Genomic DNA, 18,741 nt, shown 5'->3' with positions numbered 1-18,741 from the left:
CTTAACCTCGCTTAAACTGAAGGCGGTTTACATCGATCATGCCCGCTTGCTCTGTTCGGTCGATATCTAAAAATTCGACTTCAATACCCTGTTGCTCTTTCAAGTAACGTAACCAATCCACTAGTTGATTAAACGCGAGTGGTTTGATCCACACTTGAACGCTCTCATTACGAGGTTGTACGCGAATCAACTCAACTTTATAACGACGAGCTGAAGAAGAAACCAACTGATTCAACGGTTGACTAGAGTAGCTCACACCGCTGCTTTTTCGCAGTGCAGTGATGCCATCCGCTTTATCTTGTACCCAAGCTAGCAACTGTTTTTCGCTTTGAATACGTGACTGAGCTAGCTCCGCACGTTGGCTCATTGGCTGTAATAAACCCCAATAAATAATACCGATAACGGCAATAGCGCCACATCCCATGACCAAACGCTGCTCACGCTGCGAGATGCTACTCCACCAAACCTGAGCTTGAGAAATTAAGTTTTTCATCATCACCTCACAAACGCTTCAAAACAAAGCTGCCAACCACAACGTTATCGCTACGGTTCAACTGACCTTGCTCAACATTAAACTTCTCTGCCAATTTCACACGAGCCTGCTCAAAAGGTTGGAAGTCTGAACTACGAGCCTGAATACGTACTTCGCCACGTTGTCCGTCGTATTTAAAGCTAGTGATCTCCAAGTCGCTGACCTGACCAAGCGTCGCGGGTAATGCCGCCAACCATGACAACATTGCCTGCTGACCACTTCCACCAGATAAGCGGCGCTCTTCATCATCCATTTGTCGTTTGAGGTAACTAACGGTAGGAATGCGTCGTTTATTTGGGAACACCTGGCGGAAAATACGCTCACTCTCCTCACGATACGCTTGAGCTTGTGCTTCGTACTTGTGGACCACGAGCAACTGCTGCGCAACCATGACGACGATAAGCACCCCCGCAGCAATGGTGGCTTTTTGCCAGAGCTTCCAGTATTTACCCCAAGAAGATTTCGGCTTGAAGATCCCAGTCAGCAAATTGACTTTGCTTTCTGTCACCCCCTTCGCCAGTAAAGCCATCGTCATTTCTTCTGGTTGCGGCTCCCATATTTCAGGTAACGCAGATTCCGGGACCGAGCTATAGCAATCGAGCTTCCAACCTTCATGATTTTGTAGATAAGAAGAGAGGTAAAGGTCTAACCAAGAAGCGTCGACAACCGCGCCCTCTGTCGCAGAGTGACGAATTAGCCATTGCTCGCCAATCATTGCAGCACAGCTGTGCTCTCCACGAACCGGTAACGCAAGCACATCGGGTAAAATGCGTTTAATAGCGATACCTTGGCTTGAGAAACGTTGCAGTACAGTCTGAATCCAAGCACGTTCAACTGCGCAAATCTGCGCTTTATCCGCTTGTTTACCCAACACGCTAAAGTGCAGGCCATCAACGTCCTGAGCAACTTCGTCTTCCACTAAGTACGGTAACATCGCCTCGAATTGGCGTGTTGCACCAGGTGGTATATCCACTTGCGTCAGGACCACATCATTACTCGCCAACAGCGCCACAACTTGGCGCTGACCAGCATATGAGACCAACTCATCTAAGTGTTCCCACCCGGCGATTTCACCGCTAGCAATCACTTCCTGTTGATCTGTCGACCACACCACCCAAGGAATGGTACTTTGTTGTTCGCTACTCAGCCGAACGGTCAGAAACTCGCTCACTGATCCCTCCAAAACGACGGCGAACTACGGTCACCGTTTCTCTATTTGTACTTTGCAAAAGGCTTCGGATACGTACACGTGATTCATCCACCAACACTTGTGCATCCAATTCAAAAAAGGCGCTATCCACACCCAAATAGCCTTTGGCGTTTTTCTTTACATCTTCACTTAAGCCAGCCATTTCTGACTCTGCTAAAAATTCATCAATGCTATCCCACCCATCAAATGGGCGTTTTTCAATTAGCTGAATCGCATCACTACTGCTTAAGTTTGGTGAGAACATTGCCACCAAAATCGGAGCTTGCTCAACATCAATCGTATTCACGTTTAAACGCCAGTCATCACTTGGTAATGCACAGACCAACGGCTCCAATTTTTGGAAAATTTCACCACTCACCTGATAGACAGCCCGTAACTCGGAAGCATCTGCCATCCAACCATTTGATGCCAAATAGGAAGGCTTCATCGCTTCATATGTGCTGTCTTCAACCCCAGTAGTCGAACGGACAGAGTCATCAGCATCAATGTATTCCCAAGTAGAGTCTGCAATGATTTCTGCTTGATATGGCTCGACATCCAACTCTTCTAATAGGCGCTGCAATACATTCACTAAATATGGTCTTGTAATTTGCTGACCCGTTGGTTGCACACGACTCAATACATTTAGATTAAAGCACGCTTGCTTGTCTCTAATTCGTCCCGCCGCTTGACCATAATCTAACGGATAGACTTGCTCTTTTATCGCCCACGGTTGACTCATATTAATCGTGTCGGTGTCTTTATAACTTTGTTCGATACCCACTTTTGCTAGCGCCTCGACGCCAAGGCTGTACCAGTACGCTTGCTGGTAATTGATTTGATTAGCGCCTCGCTGAAACTGCAAGAACAAACGTTCCGACATGCTGGCGGCAACCGTCGCCATAATCGCCAGCAACATCAACACTATAATCAAAGCAACACCGCGCTGACGGTTAACCATTATTGCTGTCTCCTGAACTTTCCTCTTTCTGACTCAATGTGCCATCAGGAGTGAGATAAGTGCGGGCAATTTCTCCATAGTCTTTGAGAGTGAGAACAACAGAAACCGCTTTCGGCAGCGCTTTTTCTTCAGCCCACTCTTTTTTCCATTGCTTACCATCATAAAAACGCATATCAAATGACTCGACCTGGGTTAGCAATGGAGTAACAGTGCCTTGTTGCCCAACCGGCGTATCAGGATAGTGCCACCATACTCGCTGCAGTGTTTCTTCTTTTAAGCGATAGCCAACCTTGGTTACTTCTCCACGAGGGAACTGCTGCTGAGGGTTGTGCCAACCTAAACGGGCAAACATCAGTCCTTTGGTATCGGAGTCCAACAGGTAATCGGACCAAAAAATTAGCCGGCTAGAAGGCTCTTCACCATTAGTACGCGTTTGACGCATCGCCATTTGACGAAAATCGTTATCCATCATAACCATGGCACGCTGAATTTCGTTTAAGCGTTGGGTTCGTTCTTGTGATAGCGCATTGCTACGCTGTACTTGCGATACCACTTGGTACGCTGCGACACTTAAACTGGCAAAGATGGCAATCGATACCAACACTTCAATAAGTGTAAAACCTTTTACCCTTTGGCGCGTGTTTGCGCGGGGATGATTATTGCGCCACATAGCTTCGTACCGTTAATACAGGGCTCGCGCTTTTCTCTACCGAGACGCTCACATCAAATGCTTTCAGCAATGGCTGCGTCGTGGCGACTGGCGTGACTTTCCAGAACCAAGTGCGTCCTGCCAGCTCTTCTGTGCCGTTTTTCGCTTTGAGTTCTCCGGTATTCAACATCACATTTGCCATCTGATTATCCACAACCATGGCTGCAAACATTTTTTCTTCTAGATAACTGATTGTATTAATATGCTGGCTCACAGAGCGAATGACACTGATGGCAGCGGTAGCGAAAATTGCCAGTGCGACCAATACTTCCAGTAAGGTCATGCCTCTCGTCCGGCGATGACTCAAATTTGGGCGAGCTTGCTTAAAATTGCGCATTCTCATCCTCTTTCACTTCTTCGCCCGGAGCTAATAACAAAATTTGTCCACTTTCTTTGCCAATGACTCGCCAACCGTCATTAAAGGCATCACCATTTTGCGGAAAAAAAGACAGGGTAAATGGCGTGACTTCGGCGCTGGAAAAGATAAACACTTGCGGTGGCTGAATTTTCTTTTCGTCCTCTTCTTCTGCGAACATGTCTTCATCAAAAAGAGAACCTGGTTTGAATAAGCGCTCATCATTATCCCAAGCACCACCTCCGAGCTCGAGTTGTAGCGTAATATCTTCTTCTAGCTTGGTTTTGCTCGGAATCTGCTTTAATTTCAGAGGCTGCCAACCTTCTGAGGTTAAACTCAGTAGAGCGTAGGTCGATTTGGTATCATCCACTCGAACGCCAAAATCTTTACCGCTCAGCACCGCTTCTTCATTGAGCAGCTGTAAACGCTGAAAAAAGCTTTGAGCATACTGTTTGGAAAGATCTTTTTGGCTAGTCGGTAACGTCGAGATCACGGCCACAGCCGTAAGAGATAGCAAAACCAGCACCAATAGAATTTCTATCAATGTAAAACCGTTATGTTTTCGCATTTGTTTCATTAGTGCTGGCTTAGGCTCAATTATTGGAAGTCTTGCATGTTCCAGTTGCCAATATCTGCAGCTGGACCTTCTCCACCCTCTTGGCCATCTGCGCCTAGAGTGAAGATATCGATTGTACCGTTATCACCTGGGCTTAAGTATTGGTACTGGTTGCCCCAAGGGTCATTAGGAAGACGTTTGATGTAACCACCATTACGGTAGTTGCGTGGCTCTGGGTTAGATGGCTTGCTAACCAATGCTTCTAGACCTTGGTCCGTTGTTGGGTAAACGCTGTTATCCAACTTGTACATATCTAGGGCATTTTCCAGCGCTACGATATCCGTAATCGCTTTTTGTTGGTCAGCCTTCTCTTTGTTACCCAATAGGTTTGGAACAACAAAACTTGCCAAAATACCCAGGATAACCACAACAACCATCACTTCTAAAAGTGTAAAACCCTGTTGTTTACTACGCTTAAACTTCATTTTTTTCTCCGAAAGTTAGATTAAAGCCATGCCGTTAGTAGACACGTCTTAATTCGAAATTATCCGCTCATCAAGTTATTCATTTCTAGCATTGGCATCAAGGTCGCCATCACAATGAACAACACTAATCCAGCCATTAATGCAATCAGCGCAGGAGTAAACACACCCAGAGCAATATTGACTGTTGATTCAAAGTTTTGATCTTGGTTATCGGCTGCCCGCGTCAACATGCTCTCTAATTCACCACTTTGCTCACCACTGGCGATCATGTGTAGCATCATTGGTGGAAACAAGCGAGTTTGGTCCAACGCCTTACGCAAACTAGCGCCCTCTCGGACGTTATCCGCTGCAAGCAAGACTTGCTGCTTCACATAACGGTTAGACATAACATCTACCGCAACGCGCATACCCTCGAGAATTGGAATCGCACTGGAAGTACAGATCGAAAGTGTTCGTGCGAATCGTGCGGTATTCAAACCTCGAGAGATCTTACCTATTAGCGGTAAGCTCAAGATTTTTCTGTCCCAAGCTAAGCGAAAGTCTGGCTTTTGCAACGCCAGTTTGAGGCCATAGAAAAGCGCCACCAGCACAACGAAAATAATCAGCCCCCAATCTTGCACAAACTCACTGGCTGCCAGTAAAAATTGCGTCGATTGAGGTAACTCTTGGCCCATCTGAATGATGGGTTCAATGATTTTAGGAACCACTGTCGCCAATAAGAACGAAACGATGACAACCGCGAATACCACCAAAACTACAGGATAAATCATGGCTTGAAGCAATTTAGATCGCATCTTTTGGCGGTTTTCGACATAGTCTGCCAAACGCTCTAATACGGTATCGAGGTGACCTGATTTTTCGCCCGCCGCAACCATAGAGCGGTACAGTTCATCAAACACGTGTGGGTAATCGGCAAAACTGTCGGCGAGCGGATAACCCTCGGTTACTTTCGAGCGAACCGCAGCCAACATAGAACGAATCCTCGGCTTTTCAGCCTGCTCAGAGACCGCACGCAAACACTCTTCCAAAGGCATTCCTGATTGGACTAGCGTAGACAATTGCCGTGTGATGAGTGCCAGCTCAGATGTCGAGATGCCGCGCTTAAAGCTGACTGAACCTGAAGACTTAGCCGATTTAGCTTTCGTCTCAACCACTTCAATCGGGATCATCCCTTGCTCTTTGAGTCGCTGGCGCACTTGTCGGGCGTTGTCCCCTTCTATCGTGCCTTTTTTATGCTTGCCTTTTGCATCTAGCGCTTTGTACTCAAATGCCGCCATTAGGTTTCCTTCGTCACTCGCATCACTTCTTCAAGTGACGTAATGCCACGACGCACTTTGCTTAAACCATCGCTGCGAATACTTGGCGTATGGGCGCGAACGGCTCTCTCAATTTCTTGCTCACCAGACTCTCGGTGAATCAACTCTTGTACTTGCTCATCAACCATAATGAGCTCGTGGATACCTGTTCGACCTCGGTAGCCTTTTTGGTTACACGCTTCACAGCCTTTTGCTCGGTGCAGTTCTAACGGTTCATGCGCTTCCATACCAAACAGTTTTTTCTGTTCCGCATCGGCTTCATACGGCTCTTTACAGCTTGGACAAAGCGTTCGAACTAAGCGCTGCGCTAGCACCCCTAATAACGAAGAAGAAATAAGGAATGGCTCAATACCCATATCACGTAGACGCGTAATCGCACCCACTGCGGTGTTGGTGTGGAGAGTCGACATTACCAAGTGACCCGTTAAGGACGCTTGCACTGCAATTTGTGCGGTTTCTAAGTCACGGATCTCACCGACCATCACCACATCCGGGTCCTGACGCAGAATGGCACGCAAGCCGCGCGCAAACGTCATGTCGACCTTTGGGTTCACCTGAGTTTGACCGATGCCATCAATATCAAATTCGATCGGGTCTTCAACCGTTAGAATGTTGCGTTCGTTGCTATTGATCTCTTGCAAGCCAGCGTACAAGGTGGTGGATTTACCAGAACCTGTCGGGCCCGTCACCAAGATGATACCGTGAGGGCGGCCAATCAAGTGACGGAAGTTGTCATGCACTGAAGGGGTCATGCCCAAACTATGTAAATCAAGACGAGTCGCGTTTTTATCCAACAGACGCATTACCACGCGCTCCCCATGAGAGGACGGCATCGTCGATACACGCACGTCCACCGCACGACCACCGATACGCAACGAAATACGGCCATCTTGAGGCACACGCTTTTCTGCGATATCTAGTTTAGCCATAACCTTCACACGAGAAACTAGCAAAGGCGCTAGCTTACGACTTGGGGTCAGAACTTCACGTAATACGCCATCGACACGGAAACGAATCGAAAGGGTTTTCTCGAACGTCTCAATATGAATATCCGACGCACCTTCTTTGATCGCTTCACCAAACATGGCGTTGATCAATTTGATGATTGGCGCATCGTCTTCCGATTCTAATAAGTCTTCATCATGCGGCAGTTCTTCAGCCAAAGAGAAGAAATCATCGCTATCAGCACCAATATCTTCCATCAACTGACGCGCTTCAGACGAGTCGCGTTGATATGCTTCAGTCAGCTTTTTATCAAAGGCTTCTTTATCGATAGGTTGCGGTACGAAGCTTTTCTTTAATACACGACGGACTTCAACCAGAGCCGCAGGGTTAAGCGGCTCGACATAGTAAAGAATAGGTGGACGCTCAGGATGCTCTGTCTCCAGCACCAGTTTAAAGCGGTTGGCAAAACTGAATGGCAGACGACGCATACTTGGCGCTGTGTCTAACATATCAACCATTAGTTGTTTTCCATTTGATCAATAAACGCTTGGATCTCTGTTGGGTGCTGACGCTCCTGGCCAAAGGCTGGCATAACCGGGATCTTCTCGTCAGCCATCAACTTCAAACCTTGATCCGCTTTGTAAAGCTGTTCTGCGCGAATAAAGTTGTATTTACGCTGCGTAATACCGTCGGCCGTCACACCATCGCGAATAATCGTCGGCTTGATGAACACCATCAAGTTACGTTTTTCTGTTTGCGTGCTAGTTGACTTGAACAGATGGCCAAGTACCGGAATGTCACCCAATAGCGGCACTTTAGACTCACTTTCAAGTGCGCGTTCATCGACCAAACCACCAAGAACCAACATCTGACCATCTTGGATCATGACAGAGGTGTTTAACTGTCGTTTAGCAAAGCGAACGTCAACCGCACCGTTTGCGCCTAATACGTTGGAAACTTCTTGTTCAATGTTTAACTGTACAGAGTCACCTTCGTTAATTTGTGGCACTACTTTGAGTTTGATACCGACTTCTTTACGGTCAACCGTTTGGAATGGGTTGTCGTTGTTTGAGCCAGCCGTAGAGCCCGTAATAACCGGAACCTCTTCACCCACAATAAATGATGCTTCACCATTATCCATTACAGTGATACTTGGAGAAGATAGAATGTTTGAGTTGGAGTCAGAAGCAACAGCACTAATTAGCGCTGTCCAGTCACCCATGACAATACTCATTGCCGCACCATTTACTCCGCTAAGTGCTGACGCTAGCGTAGAGTAGTCACCTGATTCAGTAACATCATATGGCGTTCGTTCGCCATTAGAGTTGGTATAGTATTCAGTTCGGGTTTGATCTTTTGCTTCTTCTAGCCCAACCATCACCTGACCAATCGGGGCTCCTGAGTTACCGTACTGAATTACAGCACCCGTTTCTAATGAACCCCACTGAACACCTAGGTTAATACCATCACCTTCAGACATTTCGACAATTAACGCTTCAATAAGAACCTGAGCACGACGAATATCGAGTTGAGAAATGACGTCTTGTAATGCCATCATAATATCTGGTGGCGCTGTTAAAACTAACGAGTTAGTTGCAGCGTGAGCAGCAATGACGACCTCACCACGCGATGCACCTGATGTTTTCTGACCGGCTTGTTTTTCAGCTTGCAGGTTATCGGAAACACCTTTCAATACATCCACCAAATCTTCAGCTTTCGCATTTTTCAGGTACACAACTCGGTTGTTACCTTTTGTCGCCATTTCAACATCAAGTTGACGAATCAAACGTTTCAAGCGGGCTCTTACTTTTGGATCACCAGAAATTAAAATCGCGTTAGTACGTTCATCGGCCACAATTTTAGGTTCAAGGAACTCTGGCGTGCTTTTCTGATTCGCACTTTTATTCAGTGCTTCAACAATGCGTACCATTTCAGCAGCAGATGCATTACGCAGCTCTACCAATTCAATTTCTTTATCACCGGCTTGGTCAACACGCTTGATGATCTCTGCTAAGCGATTCACTACTGCCGCACGACCTGTGATCAAGATAATATTCGCTGGATCATAATGAACCACGTTACCGGCACCGGCGTTATCAATCAGCTGACGAAGTAGAGGAGACAACTCTCGAACCGACACATTACGCACCGCGACAACTCGAGTGATAACACTATCGCCTTGCGCGCTGCCATCACCTAACACAGGGATTGCTGAGGTTTTTGAGTCTTTTGCTTTGATAACCTTAAGTACCCCATTGTCCATCTCTACGACTGCGTAACCGTATACTTCAAGGACATTAAGGAAAAAGCTGTAGTATTGCTCTTCGTTAAGAACGTCATAGCTGCGGACATCGATTTTACCGCGTACTGAAGGATCAACAATGATGGTCTTTTCGAGGTTACGACCCACTATGTTGATGAATTCTTGAATATCAGTGCCTTTAAAGCTCGCACTAAATTCGTTTGCCATTGCACCTGGTACGCAGAGTAAACTTCCTGCTAGTAGCCAAGCACTTTTGCTGAACCAATGTTTCACGTATGTCTCCCTGAACTTACGCCGGTTGCCTAAGTCTTACAATTGGATATAGATATCGTACTGTTGGCCGTCTCGCTCAACAGTTAAATTTAATTCTTGCGGATCGCTCATCACTTGCATCAGTTGTACTGAAGAAGACGGGTCACTTAAATCGATCCCGTTCAGTTGAACCGCAATATCGCCAGGTTGTAGTCCTACATCATTAAATAATGCGGCATCACGACCAGGTGATACTCGATAACCAACAATGTCTCCGTCTTTTTTGACGGGTGAAATGGTGATGTATTTAAAAACGCTTTGTGGATCTTTCGCAATTTCCTCGCGGATTTGCTCTAATTTCTCTCCAACGTCAGACGTCGCTGCTTCTGCTCGCTGAGCTTGCGCCCTAGCTACCTGCGGCGATTCAGATAGCTTCTTATATTCTATACCTTCCATCATTAAGGTCTCGTCTCGACCTTGGTTATCAATGATGACGCGATCCACCAATACCGCTTTTAGTGTCGCACGTGTCCCTTCGATTTCTTCACCCAAACCGTACGTAGCTTGCTTACCTCGGTTAGCAATAACAGCAAGGCTGGTGTTGGCATCACTACTTGCAACCGCACCGACCAGCGTAAGGTTAAGGCGCGTCTTAGGGGCGTCTTTAACAATAGGCTGTTCTACAACCGCCGCTTTTTGCTCAGTGTATTTACCGAATAGGTTGGCATTCTGAAGGGCATTAAAATCTATCGCGTCGCCTTTATTGCTCGCAGCAACGCTACTCGCCGATGGACGCCATTGCGGCACTTCCGACGATTGAGGTATGGCTAACCACACAATTTTGCCAAGTATCCATCCGGTTATCGCAATAAACAGACAGGTAAGCAACAAGCTAAGTTTGGCTTGAATGGTATAATGATTGGACTTGATCTGAGCCAGTAGCGGTCTGCTTGATAATCCTGCACTTAGCTCTAAACGTTTCACTGAATGGATTCCTTTATTCTAACGTCCGTCATTTAAGCTATAACGATAGCTATCGACTTTAAATTGCTAAATTTGCAATAAAATTATTACTCAACAAAGAGCAGTGAACTATATCACAAGTTGTCTTTCATACCTTTTTCTTATGCAGTTTTTGCCAACTCCCTTGAAAAAAATACGCCTTGACTCCATCTGTAGGTGGATAATCCATCACTCATTGCCGTATTCGGGCAGTGATTAGATAGCGTAGTGTTCTATGAGTTCCCTAAATGAAGCCGTTAGGCTAGATAAATGGCTATGGGCCGCAAGATTTTACAAAACCCGCTCCATCGCGCGTAACATGGTCGATGGCGGTAAAGTCCACTATAATGGCCAACGAAGCAAGCCGAGTAAAATCGTTGAAGTGGGCGCTGAAGTCAGACTTCGTCAAGGCAACGAAGAAAAAATCGTGATCATCGAACAAATCTCAGATCAACGCCGAGGCGCTCCCATCGCACAAACCTTATATCGCGAAACCAATGAGAGTATCGCGAAACGTGAGGAACACGCGACTCAACGTAAGCTTAATGCCCACAACCCAAGTCCGGAACGCCGCCCAGATAAAAAGCAGCGCAGAGACATCATTAAGTTCAAACACCAATAAAAGCCGGAATTACCAACGAGGAAAGCACTCCATGGCAAATAATGTTTTAAACCGCTACCTATTCGAAGATCTTTCAGTACGTGGCGAGTTGGTACAATTGGATGAAGCGTACCAACGTGTTATCTCCAGCAAGGAATATCCGGCAGCAATAGAGAAACTGCTGGGTGAGCTACTCGTTTCAACTACTCTTTTAACTGCCACTCTTAAGTTCGAAGGTTCGATCACCATCCAGCTACAAGGCGACGGTCCTGTGTCTCTTGCCGTTATCAACGGTGACCATAACCAACGTGTTCGTGGCGTAGCTCGCTGGGAAGGCGATGTTGCCGATGACGCAAACATTCACGATCTAATGGGTAAGGGCTACCTTGTGATCACCATCGAACCGAAAAACGGCGAGCGTTACCAAGGCGTCGTTGGATTAGAAGGTGACACTTTAGCAGAAGTGCTAGAAGGCTACTTTGCAAACTCAGAGCAGTTAAAAACGCGCCTATGGATCCGCACTGGTGAGCATGAAGGCAAAGCACACGCAGCAGGTATGTTGATTCAAGTGATCCCTGACGGCACTGGCTCTCCAGATGATTTCGAACATCTAGAGCAGCTCACTGATACAGTAAAAGATGAAGAATTGTTTGGTTTAGAAGCGAACGAGTTATTGTATCGACTATATAACCAAGACAAAGTACGTCTGTACGAGCCGCAACCTGTCGAGTTCCATTGTGGCTGTTCTCGTGAGCGTAGCGGTGCAGCAATCATCACCGTTGAGAAAGCTGAAATTTATGACATTTTGGCAGAAGTTGGATCAGTTTCTTTACATTGTGATTACTGTGGCACAACTTATACGTTCGACGAATCTGAAGTCACTGAACTGTATGCACAAGCTTCTACAGACAAGAAAACCCTGCATTAATTTACATAGCTTATCAAGCACGTAATTTACCCTACAAAAGGCCAGCTTAATGCTGGCCTTTTTGTGATCAACCCCTCGTAATAACTAGCCTCAAGCGTAATAAAACAACTGCTTAATTTTAAACAATTAATAATGATTTTGCCCTAGCGCAAAGGATTGCGTGCACGATAGACTATTCCCACCAATATGTGACGGGTTACCTAAAACCTTATTGAAATCATGGGTAAATTTTGAGCTATCTCCCTGTTTTCTCCCCGCCCCGTTGCTAGCATGGTGAGCAGATTAAAATTAAAACATTCTTACAAAATCCCTACAAAATCCTTATAAGGAGCACCTATGACCGTTATGGAACATACTAAGGCTGCAACACTTGATCTAACCAAGCACGGACTGCATAACGTAAAAGAGGTTATTCGCAACCCAAGCTACGAAATGTTGTTTGAGGAAGAAACGCGTGAAGACCTAACCGGTTATGAGCGCGGCGTGGTTACTGAACTAGGTGCGGTTGCCGTTGACACTGGCATCTTTACTGGTCGCTCACCAAAAGATAAATATATCGTCAAAGACGCTACGACAGAAGAACATATGTGGTGGACGTCTGATCAAGTGAAAAATGATAACAAACCAATCACTCCTGAAGTGTGGGACGAGCTAAAAGAACTGGTCACAAACCAGCTTTCTAACAAACGCTTGTTTGTTGTTGACGGTTACTGTGGTGCAAACCCAGATACACGTTTGAGCATTCGTGTTATCACAGAAGTCGCATGGCAAGCGCACTTCGTTAAAAACATGTTTATTCGCCCGACGGAAGAAGAGTTAGCGATATTTGAACCAGACTTCGTAGTAATGAATGGCGCAAAATGCACTAATCCAAAATGGGAAGAGCAAGGCCTGAACTCAGAAAACTTCACCGTATTTAACCTAACCGAGCGCATGCAACTTATCGGTGGTACTTGGTACGGCGGTGAAATGAAGAAAGGTATGTTCGCCATGATGAACTACTTCCTTCCACTAAAAGACATCGCATCAATGCACTGTAGCGCTAACATGGGCAAAGATGGCGATGTAGCGGTATTCTTCGGTCTATCTGGTACGGGTAAAACGACCCTGTCGACTGATCCTAAACGTGCGCTAATTGGTGATGATGAGCACGGCTGGGATGATGACGGTGTCTTCAACTTCGAAGGTGGTTGTTACGCAAAAACCATCAAACTTTCGAAAGAAGCGGAGCCGGACATCTACAACGCAATTCGTCGTGATGCACTGCTAGAAAACGTAACAGTACGTGGCGATGGCTCTATCGATTTTGATGATGGTTCGAAAACAGAAAACACACGTGTTTCTTACCCTATCTACCATATCGATAATATCGTTAAGCCAGTATCAAAAGGCGGTCACGCGAATAAAGTGATCTTCCTATCAGCCGATGCATTTGGCGTACTGCCTCCAGTATCTAAATTGACACCTGAGCAAACTAAGTACCACTTCCTGTCTGGCTTTACCGCCAAACTAGCGGGAACAGAGCGCGGTATTACTGAGCCAACACCAACTTTCTCTGCTTGTTTCGGCGCGGCGTTCCTAACGCTCCACCCAACAAAATACGCGGAAGTACTGGTAAAACGCATGGAAGCAGCGGGCGCTGAGGCTTACCTAGTGAATACTGGTTGGAACGGCACTGGCAAACGTATCTCTATTCAAGATACACGCGGAATTATTGATGCCATTCTTGATGGTTCGATTGAAGAAGCACCAACTAAGCACATTCCAATCTTCAACCTTGAAGTACCAACGTCACTACCAGGTGTGGATCCTAGCATTCTAGACCCTCGCGACACGTACGTTGACCCACTTCAGTGGGAAAGCAAAGCGAAAGATTTAGCAGCGCGCTTTATCAATAACTTTGATAAGTACACAGACAACGCTGAAGGTAAATCTCTGGTTGCGGCTGGTCCTCAGATTGATTAAATCGAGTAACAGCGACGTCGCGTAAGCTCAGTGAAAAGTTGGCATTAACTTACCACCTTTACGTAGGCCAAGTTACAAAAATTGCTTCAAGCCCCTCTTTTGAGGGGCTTTTTATTGAATACCACAGAATATTGATACAAGCTAAAGCCTATCTAGTTTTATTTAATAACACACGTAGGTTCTAGCAAAGATGAAAACAGCGCGTCGAGTTCTACTTCTGTTACTGGTTATCTTAGTTGCCATTCCGGCCGCTACGATTGCGCTGCTAACAACATCTTACGCGGACGCAACCTGGCGCTTGCTGTCAAACACCTTTTCTCTTCCCTTCCGGGCCGGAAGCGTGCGTTATGACTTTCCCTATCACCTAACTTTACAACGCGTGAACACCAGCGGAGACGATGCGTCTTACATCGAGCAAGTCGATTTATGGATGAATCCCGATGTTTATCGCGATGGTAAATGGATCGTTGATAGTTTATTGATTGATGGTATGAGCTTGCAGTATGGCGTACCAAAGCTCCCGCCTTTAGACAACGTTTTATTCCATCAAATCGCGCTCAAAAATATTGATTACGCCGACGAGCATTTCTCTGCCAATGGCATTGATCTTCAAATTCAATCACCACAATGGAGTGATCAATTAATACCATATGGCGAAGTTCAACTTGCGGCCGACCAACTCTATTGGAATGGCGAAGCCTTTAATCAAGTCTTAGTCGATATAGACTACAAACCGCAAGACAGTACGCTTTATGGCACCTCTTTTAACTGGCGTAACAGTCAAATATCTGGGCAAGGGGAGCAGTATCCTCAAGGTTGGTCTTTAGTAAATGTGACCATCAACAAGCTGAAACTGAGTAATACGCAGCGCCAATCACTGCTTGCAAAACCTTGGCACGATCTACCATTTAACATTAATCATATTAATAGCTTAGATTTGCTTAACGCCGATATTGAATGGGGCGACTGGCACTGGCAGAACTTGGATCTTTCTGTGGAAAACGCCACACTGCCACTGTCTCTCTGGAAGACAAAAGCTCAAGTGTCATTGCAGGCGGATAGCGTTCGATTCCAGCAGCAAACCGCAATAGAGCCACGTTTGAGTGCCGCTATCGAGCCAGGAGTAATCCAGCTCAACGAGCTCAGCTTAGATTGGCAGCAAGGTCGAGTGCAAGTTTCTGGATTGTTCACGCCAACACAATGGAAGCTCAAAGAAGCCTCTATTCGAGGCCTCAAGTGGGCAACACAGCCAGAAGACAACCTAAATTGGTGGCACGCCGCCACCAGCGAGTTAGAGCATGTTGCAATCGAACGACTCGACATTGAGCGCAGCCAAATTATCCAGCTATCTCACGAACCTTATTGGCAACTTTCCGGTTTAAATATCGAAGGGCAACAGCTTGATATTAAACAGTCGGCTCAACGTTGGGGCCTTTGGCAAGGCGAATTGGAAGTCAGCGTTGTCAACGCTAGCTATGACCAAATACTCACGTCTCACGCAGCACTTGCCATGCAAAGCAAAGATGGCTTTTGGCAATTGACTCGCCTTTTTGCGCCACTCGAGCAAGGCTACGTAGAAGGCATCGGACAGATAGATTTGAGTACCCCGAGCCAACCTTGGGCGCTCAACGTCAATGCTGATGGTATTCCCTTATCGCTCTTCCACGATTATTTTTTACCCGACACACTGGCTATTGATGGTTTTTCCGATCTCAGCCTCGATCTACAAGGGTTGTCAGGTGATCGCAACATGCTGGCCTACAGCTTGTCGGGTGAAGTGGAAGCCAACCTCCGAGATACCCGCTTGAAGTCCCAAGCGGATCATTCGTTCAAAGCCATTACCTTAAGTCCACTGCGTTTAAGCTCGCAACGAGGGGAAGTTGCCATAAAGCCGGTCACAATCTCAGGAAAAGCCATAAGTGGTAAGGTTTGGGGAACATTTGATATGGCCAACAACCCGCTAAGTGGCATTACTTATCAATTGGAAGAGTCGTGCGGAAACATTGAAGGCGATCTACTAAGTGGTGAAACCCACCGTAATGAGTGCGTGAACGCATCAAAACTGGCCGAGCCTACTGATATTGAGACTCCACAGAAAAATGAACCTTCCATCGAGCAACCTATCGTGATTGATAACATCAACTTGGAGATTCAAGAGGAAGAGCTTTACGAAGAAGTTATCGAAGAAGATGAAGTACCCAACACGCATTCCGCAGCAGAAGAACAAATCCTCTCACCGACAGAGCAAGAAGGTGAAACAGATAAGCGCCCAGCAGGTCAGTCGGCGCTTAACCCATCAGCAACTGAGTAACTGCGAGTAATTCGGTATCAACATATAGGTACCGACAAAATCCACAGCTGGCGTGTCACCACTATAAATCACTACATGAATAACGATGCGTGCTTTGCGTCCCGACTCCAATCGGTCTAGGTCACCACTGATCCCATCCAACGAAGTACTCGCCACGGGGTTTTGTTCGACTGGTTGACGATAACGAATAGAGCTGTCGGCCAACACAATATCACCGTGCAACCCACGCTCTTTAAGCAGCAGCCACGTCATCCCCCACCCTGTCAGGGTTGCTAAGGTAAAAGCTGACCCGGCGAACATGGTGTTATGCGGATTAAGGTTAGGATTAAGCTGCGCACAGCATTCAAACTGGTAACCCGTGTACTGGTTAATTTTGATCCCCATTTTGTCGCTAATTGGGATTTGTTGCTCCCAGCGCTGTTGAAGCTCAGTACACCATTCAGGGCGACGTAACACATTGGCCATCGGATCCAGTTGCTTCACCATTTGCTGATGGCGCACAGGGCCACGCTCATCGGTCAGCTCACCTCGACGCTCAAAGCCATTTTTTTCATAAAAGGCGATGGCATCTTCACGGGCATTACACACCAAGCGTTTCGCTCCTTCTTGGCGTGCTAACGACTCTAGTGCAACCAAAACCAGCGAACCCATCCCTTTGCTACGGCGATTATTTTTAACCGCCATATAGCGGATCTGGCCATCATTGTCCGGCGTAATGTATAAACGGCCAATCGCCATAGGACGACCTCGACCATCAACAATCATGCGGTGATGACTCATTTCGTCGTATTCATCGCGCTCTGAGCCGATCGGCATACGCCATGGCTCACGAAGCAGTTGCCAGCGAAACTGATAATACTTGTTTATCTGATTATCGGTTTTGGGAGTAATGAGTTTGAACATATCAATCCTTTGAAAGCACAACACTAATCAGTGTCGGAAAAATTACTCCAAGCCAATTCCATGAGCTTGGAGTTAAAGCTTAGACTATGGCGCCTGTGTTACCAGATTAGACCTGCAACCAAAACGTCACAGGACCGTCATTCACCAAGGACACTTTCATATCGGCAGCGAAGCGGCCACGCTGTGTGGGTAAGACTTCTTCACACAAGTCAGAAAAGTAATCATACAAGCGCTCTGCATCAACAGGATGCGCACCGCGAGAAAAGCCAGCTCGCGTGCCTTTTTTTGTATCCGCAGGCAGCGTAAATTGAGAAACCACCAGCACTTTACCTTCCACCTGTTTAACGTTCAGGTTCATCTTGCCTTCGTCATCTTCGAACACACGGTAGGTTGTAACACGCTCCATTAAACGCTTTGCTTTAGCTTCACCGTCGTCCTTCTCTACGCCCAATAAGACCAGCAGACCACGATCAATTTCTCCTACGACTTCACCATCCACGCGGACGGCTGCTTCACTGACTCGTTGAATTAGCGCTATCACTACTCTCGCTTCCTTCATCTGTTAACTGAGATTCAGCGGTCGAGTGTATCATGTCTAAATCTTCACTCCAGTGCTCTCGCTCACCAAGCGCAGCCGTAACTTCCGCCCCCAATAACACGATCATCCAGCATAAATACACCCAAACAAATAAGATAGGAATCGCCGCTAACGCGCCGTAGATGAGCTGATAAGACGGAAACTGAGTGATGTAAAGCGCAAAGCCTTTTTTACTCAACTCGAACAGTATCGCGGCGACTGCTGCCCCCATGGCACCATGAGCGAGGTGTACTTTTTTATTCGGCACTAGAATATACAAGCCAAGAAAAGCAAAAAAGGACAGCAACAACGGTAGCCAACGCAGAAATAAATTAAACGCACCAGATAATGTCTCGTTCTCTAAAATTTGCAGCGAAGTCACGTACGACGTCGCCGCAATACTCGCACCGACCATGATCGGCCCTAACGTGAGTACCATCCAATACATAGAGAATGAAAAGACTAAACGGCGCTTGTCTTTAACTCGCCAAATGTAGTTTAAGTTCTTATCAATGTTGGAAATCAGCATGACCGCTGCGATGAATAAAAACCCACCGCCAACCGCGCTCATTTTGCCCGTATTCGCCACAAATTCCTGTAATGCCGTATGTACAGCTTCTCCAGAAGCTGGCACAAAATTCTCAATAATGTAGCCTTGCAGCACCTCACCAACGTTCGCAAAAACGGGAAATTTCGACAATATTGATAACAATACCGTCAGCATTGGCACGATGGATAACAAGGTAATGTAGGCAAGATAGCCCGCGTTCACATTCACACGGTCATGCGTTAATCGCTTAAGAAGATACTTAAAAAACGCGACGCAACTTGGCAGTAGATTGATTAATCTCGCCTTGTAACTCTCTGATAACTGGTTCATAGTTCATCCCA

18 protein-coding genes are annotated in these 18,741 nt (G+C 46.5%); 4 read left to right on the top strand and 14 right to left on the bottom strand.

The features are described from left to right. Position 1: 1 nt before the first annotated feature. Genes R8O10_RS00525 through gspC form a run of 11 tightly spaced genes read right to left on the bottom strand, consistent with a single transcriptional unit; the run spans position 2 to position 10,547 of the window. A complete protein-coding gene (locus R8O10_RS00525; protein WP_005383002.1) occupies positions 2 to 493 on the bottom strand; it encodes a type II secretion system protein M in 492 nt (163 codons plus the stop codon). A gap of 7 nt (positions 494 to 500) precedes the next feature. Next, positions 501 to 1,703 carry a type II secretion system protein GspL gene (gene gspL, locus R8O10_RS00520; protein ID WP_005379304.1) on the bottom strand — a complete coding sequence of 401 codons (1,203 nt, stop codon included), beginning with the start codon at positions 1,701 to 1,703 and terminating at the stop codon, positions 501 to 503. Then, a complete protein-coding gene (gspK, locus tag R8O10_RS00515; protein WP_005379302.1) occupies positions 1,672 to 2,682 on the bottom strand; it encodes a type II secretion system minor pseudopilin GspK in 1,011 nt (336 codons plus the stop codon). The genes gspL and gspK overlap by 32 nt, the downstream gene beginning before the upstream one ends. Continuing rightward, a complete protein-coding gene (gene gspJ / locus R8O10_RS00510) occupies positions 2,675 to 3,352 on the bottom strand; it encodes a type II secretion system minor pseudopilin GspJ (RefSeq protein ID WP_005379301.1) in 678 nt (225 codons plus the stop codon). Before gspJ ends, gspK begins: the two co-directional genes overlap by 8 nt. After that, the gene (gspI, locus tag R8O10_RS00505; protein ID WP_005379300.1) at positions 3,339 to 3,728 is read right to left on the bottom strand and encodes a type II secretion system minor pseudopilin GspI; all 390 of its coding nucleotides are present in this window, start codon (positions 3,726 to 3,728) and stop codon (positions 3,339 to 3,341) included. The genes gspJ and gspI overlap by 14 nt, the downstream gene beginning before the upstream one ends. Next, the gene (locus R8O10_RS00500) at positions 3,715 to 4,314 is read right to left on the bottom strand and encodes a prepilin-type N-terminal cleavage/methylation domain-containing protein (RefSeq protein ID WP_031779019.1); all 600 of its coding nucleotides are present in this window, start codon (positions 4,312 to 4,314) and stop codon (positions 3,715 to 3,717) included. Before R8O10_RS00500 ends, gspI begins: the two co-directional genes overlap by 14 nt. Before the next feature lie 29 nt (positions 4,315 to 4,343). Next, positions 4,344 to 4,787: a type II secretion system major pseudopilin GspG gene (gene gspG / locus R8O10_RS00495; RefSeq protein ID WP_054579411.1), complete on the bottom strand. Its 444-nt coding sequence runs from the start codon at positions 4,785 to 4,787 to the stop codon at positions 4,344 to 4,346. Between the two features lie 59 nt (positions 4,788 to 4,846). Continuing rightward, positions 4,847 to 6,064, bottom strand: a complete 1,218-nt coding sequence (gene gspF, locus R8O10_RS00490; protein ID WP_005382993.1) for a type II secretion system inner membrane protein GspF — start codon at positions 6,062 to 6,064, stop codon at positions 4,847 to 4,849. Next, on the bottom strand, positions 6,064 to 7,566 hold the full coding sequence (gene gspE / locus R8O10_RS00485; protein WP_318191053.1) for a type II secretion system ATPase GspE: 1,503 nt from the start codon (positions 7,564 to 7,566) through the stop codon (positions 6,064 to 6,066). Before gspE ends, gspF begins: the two co-directional genes overlap by 1 nt. Beyond that, the gene (gene gspD / locus R8O10_RS00480; protein ID WP_005379295.1) at positions 7,566 to 9,584 is read right to left on the bottom strand and encodes a type II secretion system secretin GspD; all 2,019 of its coding nucleotides are present in this window, start codon (positions 9,582 to 9,584) and stop codon (positions 7,566 to 7,568) included. Before gspD ends, gspE begins: the two co-directional genes overlap by 1 nt. A gap of 36 nt (positions 9,585 to 9,620) precedes the next feature. After that, positions 9,621 to 10,547, bottom strand: a complete 927-nt coding sequence (gspC, locus tag R8O10_RS00475; protein WP_005379294.1) for a type II secretion system protein GspC — start codon at positions 10,545 to 10,547, stop codon at positions 9,621 to 9,623. A gap of 253 nt (positions 10,548 to 10,800) precedes the next feature. Here gspC and hslR point away from each other — a divergent pair, with 253 nt between their 5' ends. From hslR to R8O10_RS00455, 4 genes are all read left to right on the top strand, one after another. Further along, on the top strand, positions 10,801 to 11,187 hold the full coding sequence (gene hslR, locus R8O10_RS00470) for a ribosome-associated heat shock protein Hsp15 (protein WP_005379292.1): 387 nt from the start codon (positions 10,801 to 10,803) through the stop codon (positions 11,185 to 11,187). 31 nt (positions 11,188 to 11,218) lie between these two features. Then, positions 11,219 to 12,094, top strand: coding sequence for an Hsp33 family molecular chaperone HslO (gene hslO / locus R8O10_RS00465; protein ID WP_005379290.1), 876 nt, complete (start codon positions 11,219 to 11,221; stop codon positions 12,092 to 12,094). A 336-nt stretch (positions 12,095 to 12,430) separates the two neighbouring features. Continuing rightward, complete coding sequence (gene pckA / locus R8O10_RS00460) at positions 12,431 to 14,059, top strand: phosphoenolpyruvate carboxykinase (ATP) (protein ID WP_053307278.1); 1,629 nt, start codon at positions 12,431 to 12,433, stop codon at positions 14,057 to 14,059. Positions 14,060 to 14,249: 190 nt separating this feature from the next. Next, complete coding sequence (locus R8O10_RS00455) at positions 14,250 to 16,370, top strand: AsmA family protein (protein WP_318146084.1); 2,121 nt, start codon at positions 14,250 to 14,252, stop codon at positions 16,368 to 16,370. On the opposite strand, the gene R8O10_RS00450 is transcribed toward R8O10_RS00455, so the two are convergent. The 3 genes from R8O10_RS00450 to R8O10_RS00440 form a co-directional block, all read right to left on the bottom strand. Continuing rightward, positions 16,356 to 17,273, bottom strand: coding sequence for a bifunctional GNAT family N-acetyltransferase/hotdog fold thioesterase (locus R8O10_RS00450; protein WP_005379283.1), 918 nt, complete (start codon positions 17,271 to 17,273; stop codon positions 16,356 to 16,358). The two genes, R8O10_RS00455 and R8O10_RS00450, sit on opposite strands and share 15 nt — an antisense overlap. Positions 17,274 to 17,379: 106 nt before the next feature. Beyond that, the gene (gene dtd, locus R8O10_RS00445) at positions 17,380 to 17,814 is read right to left on the bottom strand and encodes a D-aminoacyl-tRNA deacylase (protein ID WP_258474396.1); all 435 of its coding nucleotides are present in this window, start codon (positions 17,812 to 17,814) and stop codon (positions 17,380 to 17,382) included. After that, on the bottom strand, positions 17,786 to 18,730 hold the full coding sequence (locus tag R8O10_RS00440; protein WP_005379281.1) for a virulence factor BrkB family protein: 945 nt from the start codon (positions 18,728 to 18,730) through the stop codon (positions 17,786 to 17,788). Before R8O10_RS00440 ends, dtd begins: the two co-directional genes overlap by 29 nt. Positions 18,731 to 18,741 lie beyond the last annotated feature (11 nt).

The sequence above is a fragment of the Vibrio sp. 1727 genome (assembly GCF_033344415.1).
GTDB classification, from domain to species: Bacteria; Pseudomonadota; Gammaproteobacteria; order Enterobacterales; family Vibrionaceae; genus Vibrio; species Vibrio alginolyticus.
The sequence above is the reverse complement of the archived record's forward strand: the minus strand, read 5'-3'. Positions and strand labels throughout refer to the sequence as shown.